This window comes from Limnohabitans sp. TEGF002 (assembly GCF_055395845.1).
The window spans coordinates 850,535-868,698 of record NZ_AP029224.1; the positions used below are offsets into that span (position 1 = coordinate 850,535).

Consider the following 18,164-nt stretch of genomic DNA (forward strand, 5'->3'; position numbering starts at 1 on the left):
TTGTGGGGCCAAGGCGCAGGCTCAGCGCTTGGACGCCAGAAACTTCAGCACCTCAGCCACGCTGCGCTGTGGGTCTTCTTCTTGAGGCACATGGCCCAGGCCGTCGAACACCACGTATTGGCTGCCCACGATGTCTTGGTGAAAGCGCTGACCTGAAGGCTCGGGGATGAGCCGGTCCTGCGCACCCCACAAAATCAGCGTGGGCTGTCCGATGGTTTTGATCAGTTCGGCAGCTTGTGCATCGGTCTCGCGCAACTTCATGCGCTGGGTCAGGCTCTCTCGGTTGCCTGCGCGCAGCGTCAGTTCGTAATAGCGGTCCACCAACTCGGGTGTGACCTTGCCTGGGTCGGCGTAGACGTTGCGCACGCTGGACTCGATCATGCCCCTCGGCAAGAGTCGGCTCATCACGGGTTTGAGACATTCGATTTGTGCCAGCCGAAAGCCCAGCGGCACCGAGGTCGACTGCAGCGGGTAGCCGCTTGAGTCCACCAGCACCAGGCGGCTGACCCGCTCGGGGTGCTGCACAGCCGTGCGCCAGGCCACGCCGCCGCCCAGTGAATTGCCCGCCAGCACCGCACGGCGCACGCCCAGCTGGTCCAGCAGAGCGGCGATGAAGTCGGCGTAGCGGGTCATGCTGTAGTTGCCATCGGGCGCGGGGCCGGTGAGGCCAAAGCCCGGCAAGTCCATGCGGATCACACGCCGCTCGCCTTTGAGTGCCGCTGTCCAGCCATCCCAGGTGTGCAGACTGGCCGATGTGCCGTGGATCAGCACGATGGGCTCGGGGTCATCACGCGGGCCTTCGTCGCGCAGGTGGACTTGCATCCCCTGCAGGTCCATAAATCTTGATGGTGCATCGGCCCACCGTGTTTTCAAAGTGTCCACAGACCGATCGGGTGCCCAGGCCAAGCCGATCCCGACCCCCGCGGCCACAAGCACCAGCATGAATCCTGTCAAGAGAGTTTTGGTCATGTTCAGGAAGATGGAAAAAACCAGAGCAAGGCCCCCGTCATGAACAGGTAGCGACCAAATTTGCCAATCGCCATGTAAAGGGCGCAGGACCAAAATGGCATTTTCAACCAGCCCGCTACTGCACAAATCGGGTCGCCCACAACGGGCAGCCAGGACAATAAACAGGCTTTAGGCCCCAACTTTTCAAGCCATTTGAGGGCCTGTACATGGGTGCTGGACTGTTTCCAGCGGTCCACAGCTTGGTGCGCTCCCCAGCCCATCCACCAGCTGAACATGCCACCCAAGGTGTTGCCTGCTGTGGCCACCACAATGGCTTGCCAAAACAAATCAGGATTGAGTTTGACCAAACCAAAGACGGCGGGTTCTGAGCCCATGGGCAACAAGGTCGCTGAGACGAAAGCCACCACAAACACCGTGCTCAGACCGTGTTGAGGCAAGGTCAGCCATTGCAGCCATTGATTGAGCCAAAGTTCCATGCGGTCAGTTTACCTCTGCCCTTCCAAGCATGAAAACAGCTGACTTGGACGTCATCTCGCCTAGCACATTTCCTTGTCAGTTGCTGAAATATTAAGCAATTACAATCGTGTCTCCTTTTCAGGCTCCCCCACCAAATTCCGACCACCAGTCATGCAGATTGGCCCCTACCTATTGCCGAACAACTTGTTTGTCGCCCCCATGGCGGGGGTGACGGATCGGCCATTTCGCCAACTGTGTCGGCAGTTTGGGGCAGGCTATGCAGTGAGCGAAATGGTGACCTCGCGGCCTGATTTGTGGGCTTCGCTCAAAACCTCGCGCCGCGCCAACCACGACGGCGAGCCCGGCCCGATTGCGGTACAAATTGCAGGCACCGAAGCGCAGATGATGGCCGACGCTGCGCGCTACAACATTGACCGGGGCGCTCAGATCATCGACATCAACATGGGCTGTCCGGCCAAAAAAGTCTGCAACAAATGGGCTGGCTCGGCCTTGATGCAAGACGAGCCGCTGGCGCTGGAGATCATTTCTGCCGTGGTCGAGGCGGCCTTGCCCCACGGCGTGCCCGTCACACTCAAGATGCGCACGGGTTGGTGTGACGCTGAAAAGAATGCCCTGAGCCTGGCCCTTGCGGCTGAGCGCGCCGGGGTGCAAATGGTCACCGTGCACGGACGCACCCGGGAGCAAGGTTACAAAGGCCTGGCCGAATACGACACTGTGGCCGCAGTCAAAGCGGCCCTCAAGATCCCGGTGGTGGCCAATGGCGACGTGGATTCGCCCGAAAAAGCCCGTGACGTGTTGCGGTCCACTGGCGCAGACGCCGTGATGATCGGCCGTGCTGCCCAGGGCAGCCCATGGATCTTCCGCGAGATCGGCCACTTTCTGGCCACGGGCGAACACCTGGCCCCGCCGCTGGTGGTCGAAGTGCGCCGCGCCTTGCTGGAGCACTTGCAAGACCACTATGGCTTGTATGGCGAATACACCGGCGTGCGCTCGGCCCGCAAACACATCGGCTGGTATGTGCGCACGCTGCCCGGTGGCGACGCCTTCCGCGAACACATGAACACCTTGGAAACTGCAGCAGAACAACTGGCCGCCGTGGCCGCTTATCTGGACGGCCTGGCTGATCAGATGGAGCGTTTGCCCCAACGCCAAGCCTTGCGCCCTGAGGCCTGCACCGATTTAGAGACCACGCCATGAGCGAACCCCAATCCATTGAACACTGCATCCGGGACAACCTGGACATTTACTTCCGCGACCTGGATGGCACCGACCCCACAGGTCTTTACGACATGCTGGTCAAGCTGGTCGAGAAGCCGCTGCTCGATGTGGTGATGACACAGTCTGGACAGAACCAGTCACGTGCAGCCGAATGGCTGGGCCTGAACCGCAACACCCTGCGAAAGAAATTGCTCGAGCACGATTTGTTGAAATGAACATTGAGGAGTTTGGCCCCGCCAATTCCTTTGAAGACTGCCGGAGCCCTTTATCCCGGCCTCGCTTTGAACACCCCTGAATTTTGAAGAAAGCCCCCATGAGAGCCCTCATCTCCGTCTCTGACAAAACCGGTATCGTCGATCTGGCCAAAGAACTGCACGCCCTGGGCGTGAGCCTGATCTCCACCGGCGGCACTGCCAAACTGCTGGCCGAACAAGGCTTGCCCGTGACCGAAGTGGCCGAAGTCACCCAGTTCCCTGAAATGCTGGACGGCCGCGTCAAGACCCTGCACCCCAAAGTGCACGGTGGCCTGCTGGCGCGCCGCGACACGCCTGAGCACATGGCGGCTTTGAAGGCACACAATATTGACACGATTGATTTGTTGATCGTCAATCTCTATCCGTTTGAAGCCACCGTGGCCAAGCCCGGCTGCACCTTGGCCGACGCGATTGAGAACATCGACATCGGCGGCCCCGCCATGGTCCGCTCTGCCGCCAAGAATTGGAAAGACGTGGGCATCGTCACCGACGCCAGCCAATACGCCGACGTGATGGCCGAGTTGAAAGCCAACGGCAAACTCAGCGATAAACTGCGCTTTGCCTTGTCGGTGGCCGCGTTCAACCGCATCAGCCAATACGACGGCGCGATCAGCAACTACCTGTCGAGCGTGAACTTTGAAGCCGAAAAACTGAGCGAAGACTACGTGCCCGAGCGCGCCCAATTCAGCGGCCAGTTCAACGAGCAATACATCAAAGTGCAAGACCTGCGCTACGGCGAAAACAGCCACCAGCAAGCCGCTTGGTACCGCGACTTGGCACCTGCCGCTGGCTCGCTCGCCACTGGCGTGCAGCTGCAAGGCAAAGAACTCAGCTACAACAACATCGCCGATGCTGATGCGGCTTGGGAATGTGTGAAGAGCTTTGACACGGGAGCCAACGGCGACCCTTCACAGTTCGCGGCTTGCGTCATCGTCAAACACGCCAACCCCTGCGGCGTGGCCGTGGGCGCGAACCCGCTTGAAGCCTACAGCAAAGCCTTCCAAACCGACCCCACCAGCGCGTTTGGCGGCATCATTGCCTTCAACCGACCCGTGGACAAAGCGGCTGCCGAAGCAGTGAGCAAACAATTCGTCGAAGTGCTGATGGCGCCTGACTTCAGCGCCGAAGCACTGGAAGTGTTCAAGAGCAAAGTGAATGTGCGCTTGATGAAAATTGCTTTGCCTGCCAACTACGGCAATGTGCGCAACGCGCTCGAAACGAAGCGCGTCGGCTCTGGCCTCTTGCTGCAAAGCGCTGACAACCACGAGTTGGCTTTGGCTGACCTCAAGATCGTCACCGTCAAGCAACCCACCCCTGAAGAACTGCACGATTTGCTCTTCGCCTGGAAAGTGGCCAAGTTCGTCAAATCCAACGCCATTGTGTTCTGCAAAAACGGCATGACCATGGGCGTGGGCGCTGGCCAAATGAGCCGCCTCGACTCCGCCCGCATCGCCAGCATCAAGGCCGAAGCCGCGAAGCTGAGCCTGCAAAACACCGTGGTCGCCAGCGACGCCTTCTTCCCCTTCCGTGACGGCCTCGACGTGGTGGTGGACGCTGGCGCGACCTGCGTGGCCCAGCCCGGTGGCTCGATGCGCGACCAAGAAGTCATTGACGCGGCCAACGAGCATGGCGTGGCGATGGTGTTCACCGGCGTGCGCCACTTCCGCCATTGATTCGCGCCATTGATCGGACCATTTTGAACTTTGACCAACTCGGCTTGACCCCCGCGCTTTTGCGCGCCGTGAGTGACATGGGCCTCTATGCCCCCACCCCCATCCAGGCCGAGGCGATTCCGTCGGTGCTGAAGTCGGCTGACGTGTGGGCCACCGCGCCCACCGGTTCTGGCAAGACGCTGGCCTTTGCGCTGCCGCTGTTGCAGCACTTGCTGGCCGCGCCGCGCCAGACCAACTTTCGCCGCCCCGTGCGCACCTTGGTGTTGGTGCCCACGCGCGAGCTGGCGGTGCAGGTGGGCGATGTGTTGGCCAACTTGGCCTACAAGCTTCCGCAGTCGCTCAAGGTGAACACCGTGTTTGGCGGCGTGTCGGTCAATCCGCAAATGATGGCGCTGCGCGGTGGTGCCGACATCGTGGTGGCCACGCCGGGCCGTTTGCTCGACCTGATCGACCAAAACGCTTTGCGCCTGGCCGATGTGCAGCATTTGGTGTTGGACGAAGCCGACCGCTTGCTGGATTTGGGTTTTGCGGACGAGTTGCAACGTGTGCTGGCGATGCTGCCTGCCAAGCGCCAAACGCTGCTGTTTTCGGCCACGTTTGCACCCGAGGTGGAGGTGTTGGCGGCCAAATTGCTGCAAGACCCTGTGCGCATCACGGTCGAGGCCTTTGAAGGCCACAAGCCCGACATCACCCAGCGTGCCATTGCGGTGGACGAGAAAAGCCGCACCAGTTTGCTGCGCCACCTGATCACCGAAAACGGCTGGAAGCAAGTGCTGGTGTTTGTGGCCACGCGCTACGCCTGCGAGCATGTGGCGAACAAGCTCTACAAGGCGGGTGTGTTTGCCACGCCTTTTCATGGCGAGATGAGCCAGGGGGCACGGCAAGAGGTGCTCGGCGAATTCAAGGCGGGCCGCTGGGATGTGGTGGTCACCACCGACCTGGCCTCACGCGGCATCGACATCGCCATGCTGCCCGTGGTCGTCAACTACGACCTGCCGCGCTCGGCCACCGATTACACCCACCGCATCGGCCGCACCGGCAGGGCGGGTGCCCATGGCGACGCGGTGAGTTTTGTCACCGCCGCTGCGCTCGCGCACTGGCAGTTGATCCAAAAACGCGAAAGCCTGGTATTCCCTTTAGAGCAAATTCCAGGCTTTGAGCAGACCGAAACCCCACCACCGCCATCGCCCGGCAATGGGGGCATCAAGGGGGCACGTTTGAGCAAGAAAGACAAGTTGCGGGCGGCCGCTGCGGCACAGGCCAACGCATCCCAGTGAAATCGCCCCAAGGTTGTGTGCAGGCTCACTGGGGGTGGCTGAGTGGGGCATGCCCGACTGGAACATGCCCGACTTGATGGGGCACTCAGGCCAAGCCCGCTGTGCTGGCGCGGGCGCTGATTAGCGCTTCAGTTGTTGGGCAGATCGCCAAAATGGTCTTCGCCACCTTCGTGGTCGTCACGCGCCTTGAGTACCCGCACGCCGTGCTTGCTCAAAATCTCCACATACACCGATGTCGCGCCCGCTTTGGCGGCGGCGTCCACCGCTTCGATCACGGCACTCACGCGCACCACTACTGCGGTTTCGGCGTTCACGCCCACTTTGCAGTCGAAGTCCCAAAAGTCTGCGCCCTTGGGCACGTCGCGGTTGCGTTCGCGCTTGAAGTATTTGCGGATCTCGTGCTTGACGGCTTCGAGCACGCGTTCAGGGTGCTTGCCCTCGGCTTGAAGGGGGAAGTTCTTTTTCATGGGGGTTCTCGTTGGCTGGGCAATCGCCCGGTCCGGACGTGAATGCAAGGTCAGATTATCGCTGGTTTGCTGGGTCAGCTCAGGCCTGGTGCAAGGGCGCACAGGGGTGTGCCTGATGGGGAGAGCCTCTACCCCTTTGCCAAGCCGCCTGTGGATAAATTTGTCTTTTGCCGCAACGGCCGAGGCCGCAGGCTTGCGCAGGGTCACCTTCGACCGTGACTTTGAGCGCTTTGGGTTGGCGCGTTGTTTGGCCTTGGCTGGATGCGGGCTCCCCGATGAAGCCATGGGGCGATCGGGGATGATGGCATTCTGGTAGCATGCTAACGATAATTTCGGGAATCAAACCATGGACATTGCACTGGTCGGCGGGGGAATTGGCGGCTTGACGGCTGCGGCTTGTTTGTTGCGCGATGGGCACCGGGTGCGCATCTACGAGCAGGCCCCTCATGTGGGTGAAATCGGCGCGGCGGTGCAAATGAGTGCCAACGCCGTCAAAGTGCTCTACCACCTGGGCCTGAAAGACCGCCTCGAAGCCCAAGCCGTCAAACCCACCGCGTTTGAGTTTCGGCGCTTCGACTCAGGCGAGTTGCTGCACGAGATCAAGCTGGGCGAAGACCATGCCCAGCGCCATGGTCACCCTTATTACCAAATCCACAGGGTTGACTTGCATGCTGCCTTGCTGGAAGTGGTGGAGCAATTGGACCCGCAGGCTTTGCAGCTGGGCTACAGGGCGATCGAAGTGCTGGAAGACGAGCACAGCGCCTCGATCGTCTTCGCTGACGGTCGCCAGGTCAGGGCCAATCTGGTGGTGGGTTCGGACGGCATCAAATCGGTGGTGCGCAAGCATGTGGTCGATGCCGAACCTCCGGTGTTCACCGGGCAGGTGGCTTGGCGTCTGGCCATCCCCATCGAACGCATTGCGCCCGAACTGCGGCCCCCTGTGGTCTCGTCGATTTGGTGCGGCCCTCAAAACCATGCCGTGATGTATTACATGCGCGCAGGCCAGGTGCTCAATTTTGTGGGCTGCGTTGAGCGTCCTTGGGAAGAAGAGTCCTGGACCTCTCGCCAGCCTTGGGAAGAGTTGGACCAAGACTACGCCGGCTGGCACCCGATTGTGCGTGCCGCCATTGACAACGTGGACCGGGACCAATGCTTCCGCTGGGCCCTGAACAACCGCAAGCCGGTGATGAACTGGTGCACCGACCGCGTGGCTTTGTTGGGTGACGCGGTACACCCTACATTGCCCTACATGGCTCAGGGCGCTGCGATGGCCATCGAAGACGCGGCTGTGCTGAGCCGCGCCTTGGCGCTCGACATGCCCATGGCGCAAGCTTTGCAGATCTTTCAAAACCACCGCGCGCCCCGCGCAGCGCGGGTGGTGCGAGAGTCCACTGAAATGGGCGATCTGTACCACATTGCAGATGCGCAGCAAATGAAGCAAGCCTTCAAGGACCGCAACATCGCCGCTTCACGCAACAACTGGTTGTACCCCTACGACCCGATGAACTCGGATTTGATGACGCCCGCAGGATGAAATAGGCCCCGTCCAGCGGGGCCTGTGGCACGCAAATGCCGGTTCAGTCGAGCGGAATCAATCGGCCTTGATGCCCTGGTCTTTGATGAGGCGCGCCCAGCGCTCGGCATCGCGCTCAACCAGTTGGGCAAAGGCTTGTGGGGTGCTGCCGCTGGGGTCCATGCCCTGCGAGACAAAAGCTTTTTTGACGTCGTCGCCGCTCAGCAGTTGGTTGATCTCGCGGTTGTAAAGGTTGACGATGTCAGCTGGTGTGCCTTTGGGGGCAAAGATGCCGTACCACATGTCCACGTTCACATTGCCCGCCTTGGCTTCGGCTAGAGTGGGCAAATCGGGCAGCAAGGCGTGGCGCTTGTCGCTGCCGATGCCCAGCGCCGTCAGGCGACCCGAGCGGATGTGCGGCAAAGCCACGTGGATGGGTAAAAACATGGCGTCCACTTGACCGCCGAGCAGGTCGGTCACCGCCGGGCCGGTGCCGCGGTAAGGGATGTGGGTCAAAAAAACCTGGGCGGTGTTTTTGAACAATTCCATCGACAGGTGGTGTGGCGTGCCCACCCCGGGCGATGCGTAATTGAGCCGTCCCGGTTGATTGCGCAGCGCAGCCACAAACTCTGCAGCGGTCTTGTAGCCTGACTGCGCCGGGGTGACCAGCAAGAGTTGCCCCCAGCTGGTTTGCGACACCGCAGTGAGGTCTTTCACAGCGTCAAAACTCAAACCCGGGTAGAGGGCGCGGTTCATCACCAAGGTGTTGACACTCACCAACAGGGTGGAGCCGTCTGGCGCTGACCGCACCACCGCTTCGGTGCCGATGTTGCCTGAGGCGCCCACGCGGTTCTCGACCACGACAGGGCGGTTCAGGCGTTGAGACAACTTGGGTCCGAGTGTGCGGGCGATCAGGTCAATGCCTGTGCCGGGAGTGAAAGGCACGATCAGTTTGAGCGGGCCTTGGTTGGCCGCGCTTTGGGCCCAGGTCAAAGGAGATGCGGCTCCCATACAAAGTCCGGCACCCAAAAGGGCTGAGACGTGTCGGCGTGACGGGTTCATTGGCAGGATCTCCATGCGTTAGTATGCCAACGATTATTGTCGAAGCGGCCCATGCCGCTCATCCATAGAATCCCTGACACATGGTTACTGAAGATCTTTATCAGCGTCCGGGCTTTTTGCTGCGCAGAGCGCACCAGATTTCGGCTTCGATTTTTGAGAGAGCTTGTGCCGATTTGGCTTTGACGCCTGCGCAGTACGGCGTGCTGCGCGTGATGCAAGACCATCCGGGCATTGACCAATCGAGTTTGGCGCGGGCTTTGGCTTTTGACAAAGTCACCGTGCTGCGGGTGATCAAGGGGCTGGAGGACCGCGGGTTTTGCCAACGTGCGATGTCGCCCGACAACCGCAGGCAAATGGCTGTGCGCCTGACACCCGAGGGTGCCGAGTTGCTTCGTCAAGCGAGTCAGCCAGTCCAGCAAGCCTATGAAACCCTGTTGAGTCCGTTCAACGCCGCCCAGCGTGAGCAGTTCATGGGTTTGTTGTTGTTGCTCAATACCGAACTCAATACCGAGGCAAGAGCCAGCTTTGTGCCGATGGGCCCCGGATCGCGTCCGGGGTGAATGAGAAATTTCAGTCTGTAGCGTTCAGCTCAAAGAGTTTTGAACACCTCACCCGCCACCCGCACCGTCTCGGCGATGTCGGCTTCGGTGTGGGCTGCGCTCACGAAACCGGCTTCGTACAACGCGGGGGCGATGTAGACACCGCCGTCCAGCAGGCCATGGAACAGCTTGTTGAACTTGGGGCTGTCGCTGGTCATGACTTGGGCGTAGTTTTGCGCCAACTCGGGCAGCAAGAAAAAGCCAAACATGCCGCCTTGGCAATCGGCGCTGAAAGGCACGCCCGCGCTGGCCGCAGCACCTTTGAGACCATCCACCAGACTTTGGGTTCTGGCACTCAATGCATCCCAGAAGCCTGGTTTGGCGATCTCGCGCAGCGTGGCCAAGCCACAAGCGGTGGCCACGGGGTTGCCGCTCAAGGTGCCCGCCTGGTAGACGGGGCCGGTGGGGGCTAATTTGGACATGATCTCACGCGGACCGCCAAAAGCGGCCAGCGGCATGCCGCCGCCAATCACCTTGCCCAGCACCGTCATGTCTGGCTTGAAGCCGGGGATGGCTTTGGCATACACGCTTTGCGCGCTGCCCAAAGCCACGCGGAAACCCGACATCACCTCGTCAAACACCAGCAGCGCGCCGTGCTCGGTGCACAGCTCGCGGCAGCGCGTCATGAAGGGCACGCTGGCGCGCACAAAGTTCATGTTGCCTGCAATGGGCTCGATCATCACGCAAGCGAGTTCCTTGCCGTGCAGGGCAAAAGCTTCTTCCAGCTGCTGGATGTTGTTGTACTCGAGCACCAAGGTGTCGCGCACCACTTCGGGTGGCACACCGGCGCTGGTGGGGTTGCCAAAGGTGGCCAGGCCCGAGCCGGCTTTGACCAGCAGCGCATCGGCGTGGCCGTGGTAACAGCCTTCGAATTTGATGAACTTGGTGCGACCGGTGGCACCACGCGCCAGGCGCAGCGCGCTCATGCCCGCTTCGGTGCCCGAACTGACCAAACGCACCATTTCCATGGACGGCACGTGTTTCAGGATTTCTTCGGCCAGCTCGATCTCGCGCTCGGTGGGGGCGCCAAAAGAGAAGCCGTCGAGGGCGGCTTTTTGCACCGCTTCGAGCACAGCAGGGTGGCCGTGGCCCAGGATCATCGGGCCCCAAGAGCCGATGTAGTCGATGTATTTTTGGCCGTTGGCGTCCCAAAAATAGGCGCCCTGGGCACGCTGTACAAAGCGGGGTGTGCCGCCCACGGCGCGAAAAGCGCGCACGGGCGAGTTCACGCCACCGGGGATCACTTGGGCTGCGCGGTCAAAAAGGGTTTGGTTGCGGTCGGTCATGGTTTTGTCTCTGGCTTCAGTGTTTGGTTTCGTTGAAAGGCACTTCAAAATAATCGGCCCCCGGATGCACTTCGGGGCCATCATCGTCGGTTTCTTCGCCTTCGGGCAGCGCCCAGAACAGGCGGTCCGGAATGACCTGGCCCATGCCGGGCCGAAACCCTTCGTCCAGGCACCGGTCCAGGTAATGCAGCGCTTCGCTGGTGGCTTCGGGCAGGTCCATGCCAGTGGCCAGCAAGGCGGCTAGGGCTGCAGTGAGTGTGTCACCCGCACCCGCAAACACCGCCTCGATGCGTTCAAACTTTTCGTGGGCCAGCACGGTCTCGGGCGAGGCCAGCACGTTGTCGATGTGTTGCTCGGGCAAGGGCAGGCCGGTCACCAGGGTGTAGGGAACGCCCAGCTCGGCCGCGGCTTTGGCGATGTCGCGGGGCCCGGGGTTGCGCTCGCCGCTCCAGTCGGGCAGCAACCAACGGCGAAGCGTGCTGTGGTGGCCGACCAGCACACTGGTTTGCGGCAGCAGCAATTCGCGAAAAGCGTCCAAATAGGCGTCGATCTTGTCTTCTTCCCACCACGACAGGTTGGGCATGTAGGCCACGACCGGCACGCCGTCGTAGTCGTCTGACAGCTCGGCAATCACCGCCAGACTCTCGGGGGTGCCGACAAAGCCCACTTTGATGACCTGCACCGGTACATCTTCGGCCACGGCTCGGGCCTGGTCGTGCACGGCTTCGTCGGCGAGTGCAAAAAAGTCGGTGATGCTGCTGGTGTCGCGCACATAAGTGCCGGTGCAAATTGGCATGCAGTGCGCGCCCACCGAAGCCATGGCCACCGCGTCACTGCTCAAGCCGCCCGCACCGCTGGGATCGTTGGCATTGAAGGACAACACACAGGCCAAAGAGACCGACTCTTCGTCATCTGGAAGTTGGTCGATGTCAGCGATGGCGGGCTTGGGATCGGTCATTGAAGGTCAAATGTCAGGGCCATGACGCCCGCAGCCGGGCGTGTTTGGAATGGGCCGATACAATCAAATCATTCTATTCGACTCTCTGATTGCGACACTGTGATGGAACACAAAACTTGGATGTGCCTGATTTGCGGCTGGATCTACGACGAAGCCGCAGGTGACCCCGAGCACGGCATCGCCCCCGGCACCAAATGGGAAGACGTGCCCATGAACTGGACTTGCCCCGAATGTGCGGCCCGCAAGGAAGACTTCGAGATGGTCGCCATCTGATCAGGCCGCGCTTTTCTTGACCACCGCATACCGGGCCAGCGTCTTCTCGCGAGCTTCGGCGTGGTCGACGATGGGGGCAGGGTAGGTTTTGCCGATCACCACCCCTGCCGCTTGCAATTCCAAGGGTTTGGCCAACCAAGGGGCATGCAATGCCTTGGTCGGTAATTCCGCCAATTCGGGCACGTAGCGGCGGATGAATTTGCCCTCGGGATCGAACTTCTCGCTTTGACTGATGGGGTTGAAGATTCTGAAATACGGTTGAGCATCGCAGCCGCTGGAGCTTGCCCACTGCCAACCACCGTTGTTGGCCGATAAATCGAAGTCGTTCAGGTGGGTGGCAAAGTACTTTTCGCCCCAGCGCCAGTCGATGCCCAAATCCTTCACCAAAAAGCTCGCCACCACCATGCGCAGACGGTTGTGCATATAGCCCGTCTGGTTGATCTGGCGCATGGCCGCGTCCACCAGCGGGTAGCCGGTGCGGGCCTCGCACCAGGCGTCAAACAACTTGTGGGCGTGGGGGCCGTGTTCCCAGCGGATGGCGTCGTAGTCGGGCTTGAAGCTTTTGCCCTGACCCACATGCGCAAAGTTGTGCAGCACCTGCACATAGAAGTCGCGCCAAATCAACTCAGACAGCCACACACTGGCCCCCTCGCTGCCTGCCAGCATGCGGGGGTGCGCCTCGCGGGCCAGCTGGCGGATCGACACCGTGCCAAAGCGCAAATGCACGCTCAAATAACTGGGGCCTTTGACGGCCGGGAAGTTGCGCGTGTCTTCATACTGGTCAATGCGGGTCAAAAAGTCTTGCAGCAAGGCTTGTGCGCCCGACTCGCCGGTGGGGATTTTCAGGGCTTGCAGGTTGGTGGGCTCAAATCCCATGTCTTGCAGGCTCGGCACCGGATGCGCCAAGTCATCGGGGCGTGGGGCCAGGCGATCCGCCATTGGTGCCACCTCGAAAGCCTGCAGGTCTTCGGGGGTGATTTTTTTCAGCCAAGCGTTTTTGTAGGGCGTGAACACGCTGAAGGGCTTGGCCATCTGGGTCAGCACCTCGTTGCGTTCAAACACCACATGGTCCTTGAAGGTGTGCAGCACGATGCCGTGGTCGGCCAGGTGGCCGCGCACCTGGATGTCGCGCGCGAGCGCCAGCGGTTCGTCGTCGTGGTTGGCAAACACCGCTTGGGCTTGCAGGTGCTGGGCCAGTTTGACGATTTTGTCTTTGGCCACCCCGTGACGCACGATCAGGCCCGCCTGCGGGTGACCTGACATTTCCCGCAGACGGGCATCGACTTCGACCAGCGACTCGCGGATGAACTCGACCCGGCGGTCGGCGCGGGGCAGGGCGTCCAGAATTTCGGTGTCGAACACGAACACCACATGCACCCGCTGGCAATGCTTCAAGGCTTGCGACAGCGCAGCGTTGTCGGTCACGCGCAGGTCGCGGCGCAGCCAGACCAGGCCACAAGAAAAAGGGGTTTCCATCGGGGTATGCCGGTTTGAGTCAAACAATGCAGCCGTGACCCCATCCGCAGAATCGAGGCCGCTAAAATCGGTGCATGACCGCTGATTCTGCCTCTATTGACCTCAAGCATCATTTTCTGATCGCCATGCCCGGGTTGGAGGACGAGACATTTGCCCGCAGCGTCATTTACATGTGCGAACACAGCGCCCGGGGGGCCATGGGCCTGATCATCAACAAACCCTCCGACATCAGCATGCGCCTCTTGTTTGACAAGGTGGAGCTGCCCTTGCGCCGCGAAGACCTGATGCAAAACCCCGTGGGCCAGGGCGGGCCGGTGCAGACCGAACGCGGCTTTGTGCTGCACGACCCCTTGCGCGCGTCCTCGAACGACCCGCTGAGCACGGACAAGACCGAACAAGAAGGCTCGGTCTACGCCTCTACGCTCACCGTGCCTGGCGGGCTCGAAATGACCACCTCGCGCGATGTGCTCGAAGCCTTGTCTTCTGGCGCTGGACCGCGCCGCGTGCTGGTAACGCTGGGCTATGCCTCTTGGGGCGAAGGCCAGCTCGAATCGGAGCTGGGCGAAAACACCTGGCTCACCGTGCCTGCCTCGGTCGATGTGATTTTTGAGGTGCCCATGGCCGAGCGCTACGACCGTGCCTTGGACTTGCTGGGCCTCAAAAGCTGGATGCTCTCGCCTGATGCGGGGCACGCATGAACAGCACCCCCGAAAATACCGTTCCGGCCCAACACCAGAGTTTTCTGGCCTTTGACTATGGCCTCAAACGCACCGGCGTGGCCGTGGGCAACCGGGTGATGAAGTCGGCCACGCCGCAAGGCACCATCGCCGCCGAGGGTGACGCCCGGTTTGAACACATCGCCAAACGCATCAAGGAATGGCAGCCCGACGCGCTGGTGATTGGCGTGCCGACCCACCCCGATGGCGGCGAGCACGAAAACACCTTGCGCGCCCGCAAGTTTGGCCGCCAGTTGCGTGGCCGTTTTGGCTTGTCGGTGTACGAGGTGGACGAGCGTTACACCACGACCGAAGCCCATTCTTACGGGGCCAAAGACGCTGATGCGGCCGCGGCCGCGATCATTCTTGAACAATTTTTAAGGAGCCTGCCATGAGTGCTTTGGCTTTGAATGCAGAGGCCCTGTACCAGGAACTGCTGCGCGGCGTGCGCAGCCTGTGTCAGGCCAACACCCGATTGGTGGGCATCACTTCGGGCGGTGCCTGGCTGGCTGAGCGCCTGCAGCGCGACCTGGGTTTGTCCGGTGAATCGGGCCAGGTGTCTTCGGTCATGCACCGCGATGACTTTGCCCAGCGTGGCCTGTCGGCGGGCGGGCAGACCAGCTTGCCGTTTGAGGTCGATGGCGCCGACATCCTCATCCTTGACGACGTGCTCTACACCGGCCGCACCATCCGTGCGGTGCTCAACGAAATTTTTGACTACGGTCGCCCTGCGCGTGTGCAGCTGGCTGTGCTGGTGGACCGCGGTGGGCGTCAGCTGCCTGTGCAGGCCGATTACGCAGCCGCCCGTGTGGCCCTGCCCGAGACGCAATCGTTGGCGCTGGCCCGCGACGCGGCGGGCGTCTTCAGTTTTGAAGTGCAGAACAAAGCCTGAACCCGTCAAGGACAACATGCTCTACAAACGCAACAACCCCCAACTGAACAAAAACGGCGAGCTGATCCACCTGCTCTCCACCGAAGGCCTGTCCAAGGACATCCTGACGCACATCCTCGACACCGCGTCGAGTTTTGTCAGCGTGAGCGACCGCGAAGTCAAAAAGGTGCCCCTCTTGCGCGGCAAGAGCGTGTTCAACTTGTTCTTCGAGAACAGCACCCGCACCCGCACCACTTTTGACATCGCGGCCACCCGCTTGTCGGCTGATGTCTACACGCTCGACATTGCGCGTTCGTCGGCCAGCAAAGGCGAGTCCTTGCTCGACACCATCGCCAACCTGAGCGCCATGGCCGCCGACATCTTTGTGGTGCGCCACAGCGAGTCGGGCGCGCCGTATTTGATTGCGCAACATGTTGCGCCTCATGTGCATGTGGTCAATGCGGGTGACGGGCGTCACGCCCACCCCACGCAGGCGCTGCTGGACATGTACACCATCCGGCACTACAAAAAAGACTTTGCCAACCTCACGGTGGCCATCGTGGGCGATGTGCTGCACTCGCGCGTGGCACGCTCGGACATCCACGCCCTCACCACCTTGGGCTGCGCCGAAGTGCGTGTGGTCGGCCCCAAGACTTTGGTGCCTGCCGACATGGCCCAGATGGGCGTGCGGGTGTTCAACAACCTCGAAGAGGGCATCAAGGATTGCGATGTGGTCATCATGCTGCGTCTGCAAAACGAGCGCATGAGCGGCGCGCTGCTGCCTTCCAGCCAGGAATACTTCGAGAGCTTTGGCCTCACACCCGAAAAACTGCAACTGGCCAAACCCGACGCCATCGTCATGCACCCCGGTCCGATCAACCGCGGCGTCGAGATCGACTCGGCCGTGGTCGACGGCCAGCAAAGTGTGATCCTGCCGCAGGTGACCTTTGGCATCGCCGTGCGCATGGCGGTGATGAGCATCGTCGCGGGCAACGAGGCATAAGGACAAGAACATGAAGATCCTGATTCAAAACGGCCGCGTCATCGACCCTGCCAGCGGCTTTGACCAAACCGCCGATGTGGCCATCGCTGCGGGCCGCATCGTGGCAGTGGGTCAAGCGCCAGCCGACTTCAAGCCCAACCGCGTGATCGAAGCCAAAGGCTGCATCGTGGCCCCCGGCTTGGTGGATCTGGCAGCGCGCTTGCGCGAGCCCGGGCAAGAACACGCGGGTATGCTCGAAAGCGAAATGGCCGCCGCTGTGGCCGGTGGTGTCACCAGTCTGGTCTGCTCGCCCGACACCGAGCCGGTGCTGGACGAACCAGGCCTCGTTGAAATGTTGCGCTACCGCGCCGAAAAACTGCACCAGGCCCGCGTGCTGCCTTTGGGCGCACTCACCGTGGGTCTCAAGGGCGATGTGCTGACCGAAATGGGCCAGCTCACGGCCGCAGGGTGTGTGGGTTTTTCTCAGGCCGAGGTGCCGATTCCCAGCACCCAAGTGCTGCAACGCGCCTTGCAATACGCCAGCACCTTTGGCTTCACCGTTTGGTTGCGCCCGCAAGAGCTGCACCTGGGCAAAGGCGTGGCCGCCAGCGGTCCGCTGGCCACGCGCATGGGCCTGTCGGGCGTGTCTGTGGCCGCCGAAACCATTGCCCTGCACACGATTTTTGAACTGGTGCGCAGCACCCGCACCCGCGTGCACTTGTGCCGCATCAGCAGCGCCCAAGGGGTCGACTTGATCCGCAAGGCCAAGGCCGAAGGTTTGCCGGTGACGGCCGATGTGAGCATCAACTCGCTGCACCTGACCGACGCCGATATGGGTTACTTTGACAGCCGTGCGCGCCTCACGCCCGTGCTGCGTCAGCAGCGCGACCGCGACGCCCTGCGGGCTGGCTTGGCCGACGGCACGATCGATGCGCTGGTGTCGGACCACACCCCGGTGGACGCCGATGCCAAGGCCTTGCCGTTTGCCGAAGCCGAACCCGGCGCTACGGGCATGGAACTGCTGTGGAGTTTGGCGCTCAAATGGGGTCAGGAAGCTGGATTGCCCGTGACCCAAGTGCTTTCGCGCATCACGGCCGACCCTTCCCGCGTGCTAGGCGGCACCTTGGGCAGCTTGCAAGACTCGGTCGGTCATCTGGCCGTGGGTGGCGTGGCCGATGTGTGCTTGCTGTCCACTGAAGGGCATTGGCTGGTCAGCGAAGCTTCGCTGCGCAGCCAGGGCAAGAGCACCCCGTTCTCGGGTTACGAGCTGCCTGGTCGCGTGCGGGCCACGGTGGTGGGTGGGCAAGTGGCGTTCGAAGCTGCTTGAGCGCAGAGCGCAACACCAGCATGAGGTCCTTGCTCGCTGTTTGGAAATTTTTGCGCGGTCTTTGGCATGTGCTTGTGGGCATGTGGACCATTTATGTGCGCTTTCCACAACTCACACCCGAGCAGCGCGAGATGCGTGTTCAAGCCTGGGCGCTGCAATTCTTAGCGCTGTGGGGCCTCCATTTGCGGGTGCTGGGCCAACCGGTGGTCAACGGTCCGGCACTCATGGTGGCCAATCACATCTCCTGGCTGGACATCTTGGTCATTCACGCGGCCAGGCACTGCCGTTTCGTCTCCAAATCCGACATCCGCGAGTGGCCGCTGGTCGGCATGTTGGCCACAGGGGCTGGAACGCTTTACATTGAGCGCACGAGCCGCAAAGACGCTTTGCGCATGGTCAAAGACATGGCCAACGCCATGCAAGAGGGCGATGTGGTGGCCATTTTCCCGGAGGGCACGACCAGTGACGGGCGTGATTTGCTCCCTTTTCACGCCAATTTGATCCAGGCAGCGATTCAAGCCCAGGCGCCTGTCCAGCCCATGTCGCTTCAATTTATAGACAATCAAAGCCGTGAAATCACTTTCGCGCCTTGTTATATAGGTGATGACACCTTGATTGGTTCCATGTGGCGCACGCTCAAAGCACCTGGCATCACGGCCGTGGTCCATTTTGGTGATCTGCAGCATGCCAATGGGCGCGATCGCCGCACATGGGCCCATGATCTGCGCGAAGAAGTGATCCGATTGCGCGACACCGGCCATTGACA

At 61.2% G+C, this 18,164-nt stretch carries 20 protein-coding genes; 13 read left to right on the forward strand and 7 right to left on the reverse strand.

Annotation, left to right across the window (positions count from 1 at the left end):
* Positions 1-21 precede the first annotated feature (21 nt).
* A complete protein-coding gene (locus ACZ5SR_RS04320; RefSeq protein ID WP_464450342.1) occupies positions 22-969 on the reverse strand; it encodes an alpha/beta fold hydrolase in 948 nt (315 codons plus the stop codon).
* Between the two features lie 2 nt (positions 970-971).
* The gene (locus ACZ5SR_RS04325) at positions 972-1,445 is read right to left on the reverse strand and encodes a YqaA family protein (RefSeq protein WP_464450343.1); all 474 of its coding nucleotides are present in this window, start codon (positions 1,443-1,445) and stop codon (positions 972-974) included.
* 151 nt (positions 1,446-1,596) lie between these two features.
* Between ACZ5SR_RS04325 and dusB the strand changes: the two genes are divergently transcribed.
* The 4 genes from dusB (at position 1,597) to ACZ5SR_RS04345 (ending at position 5,868) form a co-directional block, all read left to right on the forward strand.
* Positions 1,597-2,643 carry a tRNA dihydrouridine synthase DusB gene (gene dusB, locus ACZ5SR_RS04330; RefSeq protein ID WP_464450344.1) on the forward strand — a complete coding sequence of 349 codons (1,047 nt, stop codon included), beginning with the start codon at positions 1,597-1,599 and terminating at the stop codon, positions 2,641-2,643.
* On the forward strand, positions 2,640-2,879 hold the full coding sequence (locus ACZ5SR_RS04335; protein WP_464450345.1) for a Fis family transcriptional regulator: 240 nt from the start codon (positions 2,640-2,642) through the stop codon (positions 2,877-2,879). Before dusB ends, ACZ5SR_RS04335 begins: the two co-directional genes overlap by 4 nt.
* Before the next feature lie 98 nt (positions 2,880-2,977).
* Complete coding sequence (gene purH, locus ACZ5SR_RS04340) at positions 2,978-4,591, forward strand: bifunctional phosphoribosylaminoimidazolecarboxamide formyltransferase/IMP cyclohydrolase (RefSeq protein ID WP_464450346.1); 1,614 nt, start codon at positions 2,978-2,980, stop codon at positions 4,589-4,591.
* 23 nt (positions 4,592-4,614) lie between these two features.
* The gene (locus ACZ5SR_RS04345) at positions 4,615-5,868 is read left to right on the forward strand and encodes a DEAD/DEAH box helicase (protein WP_464450347.1); all 1,254 of its coding nucleotides are present in this window, start codon (positions 4,615-4,617) and stop codon (positions 5,866-5,868) included.
* 128 nt (positions 5,869-5,996) lie between these two features.
* On the opposite strand, the gene ACZ5SR_RS04350 is transcribed toward ACZ5SR_RS04345, so the two are convergent.
* Entirely contained in the window at positions 5,997-6,335 is a 339-nt protein-coding gene (locus ACZ5SR_RS04350; protein WP_464450348.1) for a DUF6172 family protein, read from the reverse strand.
* A gap of 346 nt (positions 6,336-6,681) precedes the next feature.
* Here ACZ5SR_RS04350 and ACZ5SR_RS04355 point away from each other — a divergent pair, with 346 nt between their 5' ends.
* Positions 6,682-7,869 carry an FAD-dependent monooxygenase gene (locus ACZ5SR_RS04355; protein ID WP_464450349.1) on the forward strand — a complete coding sequence of 396 codons (1,188 nt, stop codon included), beginning with the start codon at positions 6,682-6,684 and terminating at the stop codon, positions 7,867-7,869.
* Positions 7,870-7,926: 57 nt separating this feature from the next.
* Here the strand turns inward: ACZ5SR_RS04355 and ACZ5SR_RS04360 are convergent, their stop codons facing one another.
* On the reverse strand, positions 7,927-8,859 hold the full coding sequence (locus ACZ5SR_RS04360) for a tripartite tricarboxylate transporter substrate binding protein (protein WP_464450350.1): 933 nt from the start codon (positions 8,857-8,859) through the stop codon (positions 7,927-7,929).
* A 131-nt stretch (positions 8,860-8,990) separates the two neighbouring features.
* Between ACZ5SR_RS04360 and ACZ5SR_RS04365 the strand changes: the two genes are divergently transcribed.
* Positions 8,991-9,470 (forward strand): MarR family winged helix-turn-helix transcriptional regulator, encoded by a 480-nt coding sequence (locus tag ACZ5SR_RS04365; RefSeq protein ID WP_464450351.1) that lies wholly within the window; start codon positions 8,991-8,993, stop codon positions 9,468-9,470.
* A gap of 29 nt (positions 9,471-9,499) precedes the next feature.
* On the opposite strand, the gene hemL is transcribed toward ACZ5SR_RS04365, so the two are convergent.
* Positions 9,500-10,795 carry a glutamate-1-semialdehyde 2,1-aminomutase gene (gene hemL / locus ACZ5SR_RS04370; protein WP_464450352.1) on the reverse strand — a complete coding sequence of 432 codons (1,296 nt, stop codon included), beginning with the start codon at positions 10,793-10,795 and terminating at the stop codon, positions 9,500-9,502.
* Positions 10,796-10,811: 16 nt separating this feature from the next.
* Positions 10,812-11,753 carry a bifunctional hydroxymethylpyrimidine kinase/phosphomethylpyrimidine kinase gene (gene thiD / locus ACZ5SR_RS04375; protein WP_464450353.1) on the reverse strand — a complete coding sequence of 314 codons (942 nt, stop codon included), beginning with the start codon at positions 11,751-11,753 and terminating at the stop codon, positions 10,812-10,814.
* Between the two features lie 102 nt (positions 11,754-11,855).
* On the opposite strand from thiD, the gene ACZ5SR_RS04380 reads away from it, so the two are divergent.
* Positions 11,856-12,026 (forward strand): rubredoxin, encoded by a 171-nt coding sequence (locus tag ACZ5SR_RS04380; protein WP_090045047.1) that lies wholly within the window; start codon positions 11,856-11,858, stop codon positions 12,024-12,026.
* Here the strand turns inward: ACZ5SR_RS04380 and ACZ5SR_RS04385 are convergent, their stop codons facing one another.
* On the reverse strand, positions 12,027-13,502 hold the full coding sequence (locus tag ACZ5SR_RS04385) for a cryptochrome/photolyase family protein (protein ID WP_464450354.1): 1,476 nt from the start codon (positions 13,500-13,502) through the stop codon (positions 12,027-12,029).
* A 74-nt stretch (positions 13,503-13,576) separates the two neighbouring features.
* Between ACZ5SR_RS04385 and ACZ5SR_RS04390 the strand changes: the two genes are divergently transcribed.
* From ACZ5SR_RS04390 to ACZ5SR_RS04415, 6 genes are read left to right on the forward strand one after another with little or no spacing between them, the layout of a single operon-like run.
* Positions 13,577-14,200, forward strand: coding sequence for a YqgE/AlgH family protein (locus tag ACZ5SR_RS04390; RefSeq protein ID WP_464450355.1), 624 nt, complete (start codon positions 13,577-13,579; stop codon positions 14,198-14,200).
* Positions 14,197-14,613, forward strand: a complete 417-nt coding sequence (gene ruvX, locus ACZ5SR_RS04395) for a Holliday junction resolvase RuvX (protein WP_464450356.1) — start codon at positions 14,197-14,199, stop codon at positions 14,611-14,613. The genes ACZ5SR_RS04390 and ruvX overlap by 4 nt, the downstream gene beginning before the upstream one ends.
* A complete protein-coding gene (pyrR, locus tag ACZ5SR_RS04400; RefSeq protein ID WP_464450357.1) occupies positions 14,610-15,110 on the forward strand; it encodes a bifunctional pyr operon transcriptional regulator/uracil phosphoribosyltransferase PyrR in 501 nt (166 codons plus the stop codon). Before ruvX ends, pyrR begins: the two co-directional genes overlap by 4 nt.
* Before the next feature lie 16 nt (positions 15,111-15,126).
* Positions 15,127-16,092, forward strand: coding sequence for an aspartate carbamoyltransferase catalytic subunit (locus tag ACZ5SR_RS04405; protein ID WP_464450358.1), 966 nt, complete (start codon positions 15,127-15,129; stop codon positions 16,090-16,092).
* A gap of 10 nt (positions 16,093-16,102) precedes the next feature.
* Entirely contained in the window at positions 16,103-17,398 is a 1,296-nt protein-coding gene (locus ACZ5SR_RS04410) for a dihydroorotase (protein WP_464450359.1), read from the forward strand.
* A gap of 20 nt (positions 17,399-17,418) precedes the next feature.
* The gene (locus tag ACZ5SR_RS04415) at positions 17,419-18,162 is read left to right on the forward strand and encodes a lysophospholipid acyltransferase family protein (protein WP_464450360.1); all 744 of its coding nucleotides are present in this window, start codon (positions 17,419-17,421) and stop codon (positions 18,160-18,162) included.
* The last annotated feature ends 2 nt before the right edge of the window (positions 18,163-18,164 follow it).

Bases quoted from the DNA above. Each gene is read 5' to 3' on its own strand.
- ACZ5SR_RS04320 (WP_464450342.1), bottom strand. From the start codon at position 969: ATGACCAAAACTCTCTTGACAGGATTCATGCTGGTGCTTGTGGCCGCG.
- ACZ5SR_RS04325 (WP_464450343.1), bottom strand. From the start codon at position 1,445: ATGGAACTTTGGCTCAATCAATGGCTGCAATGGCTGACCTTGCCTCAA.
- dusB (WP_464450344.1), top strand. From the start codon at position 1,597: ATGCAGATTGGCCCCTACCTATTGCCGAACAACTTGTTTGTCGCCCCC.
- ACZ5SR_RS04335 (WP_464450345.1), top strand. From the start codon at position 2,640: ATGAGCGAACCCCAATCCATTGAACACTGCATCCGGGACAACCTGGAC.
- purH (WP_464450346.1), top strand. From the start codon at position 2,978: ATGAGAGCCCTCATCTCCGTCTCTGACAAAACCGGTATCGTCGATCTG.
- ACZ5SR_RS04350 (WP_464450348.1), bottom strand. From the start codon at position 6,335: ATGAAAAAGAACTTCCCCCTTCAAGCCGAGGGCAAGCACCCTGAACGC.
- ACZ5SR_RS04355 (WP_464450349.1), top strand. From the start codon at position 6,682: ATGGACATTGCACTGGTCGGCGGGGGAATTGGCGGCTTGACGGCTGCG.
- ACZ5SR_RS04360 (WP_464450350.1), bottom strand. From the start codon at position 8,859: ATGGGAGCCGCATCTCCTTTGACCTGGGCCCAAAGCGCGGCCAACCAA.
- ACZ5SR_RS04365 (WP_464450351.1), top strand. From the start codon at position 8,991: ATGGTTACTGAAGATCTTTATCAGCGTCCGGGCTTTTTGCTGCGCAGA.
- hemL (WP_464450352.1), bottom strand. From the start codon at position 10,795: ATGACCGACCGCAACCAAACCCTTTTTGACCGCGCAGCCCAAGTGATC.
- thiD (WP_464450353.1), bottom strand. From the start codon at position 11,753: ATGACCGATCCCAAGCCCGCCATCGCTGACATCGACCAACTTCCAGAT.
- ACZ5SR_RS04380 (WP_090045047.1), top strand. From the start codon at position 11,856: ATGGAACACAAAACTTGGATGTGCCTGATTTGCGGCTGGATCTACGAC.
- ACZ5SR_RS04385 (WP_464450354.1), bottom strand. From the start codon at position 13,502: ATGGAAACCCCTTTTTCTTGTGGCCTGGTCTGGCTGCGCCGCGACCTG.
- ACZ5SR_RS04390 (WP_464450355.1), top strand. From the start codon at position 13,577: ATGACCGCTGATTCTGCCTCTATTGACCTCAAGCATCATTTTCTGATC.
- ruvX (WP_464450356.1), top strand. From the start codon at position 14,197: ATGAACAGCACCCCCGAAAATACCGTTCCGGCCCAACACCAGAGTTTT.
- pyrR (WP_464450357.1), top strand. From the start codon at position 14,610: ATGAGTGCTTTGGCTTTGAATGCAGAGGCCCTGTACCAGGAACTGCTG.
- ACZ5SR_RS04405 (WP_464450358.1), top strand. From the start codon at position 15,127: ATGCTCTACAAACGCAACAACCCCCAACTGAACAAAAACGGCGAGCTG.
- ACZ5SR_RS04410 (WP_464450359.1), top strand. From the start codon at position 16,103: ATGAAGATCCTGATTCAAAACGGCCGCGTCATCGACCCTGCCAGCGGC.
- ACZ5SR_RS04415 (WP_464450360.1), top strand. From the start codon at position 17,419: ATGAGGTCCTTGCTCGCTGTTTGGAAATTTTTGCGCGGTCTTTGGCAT.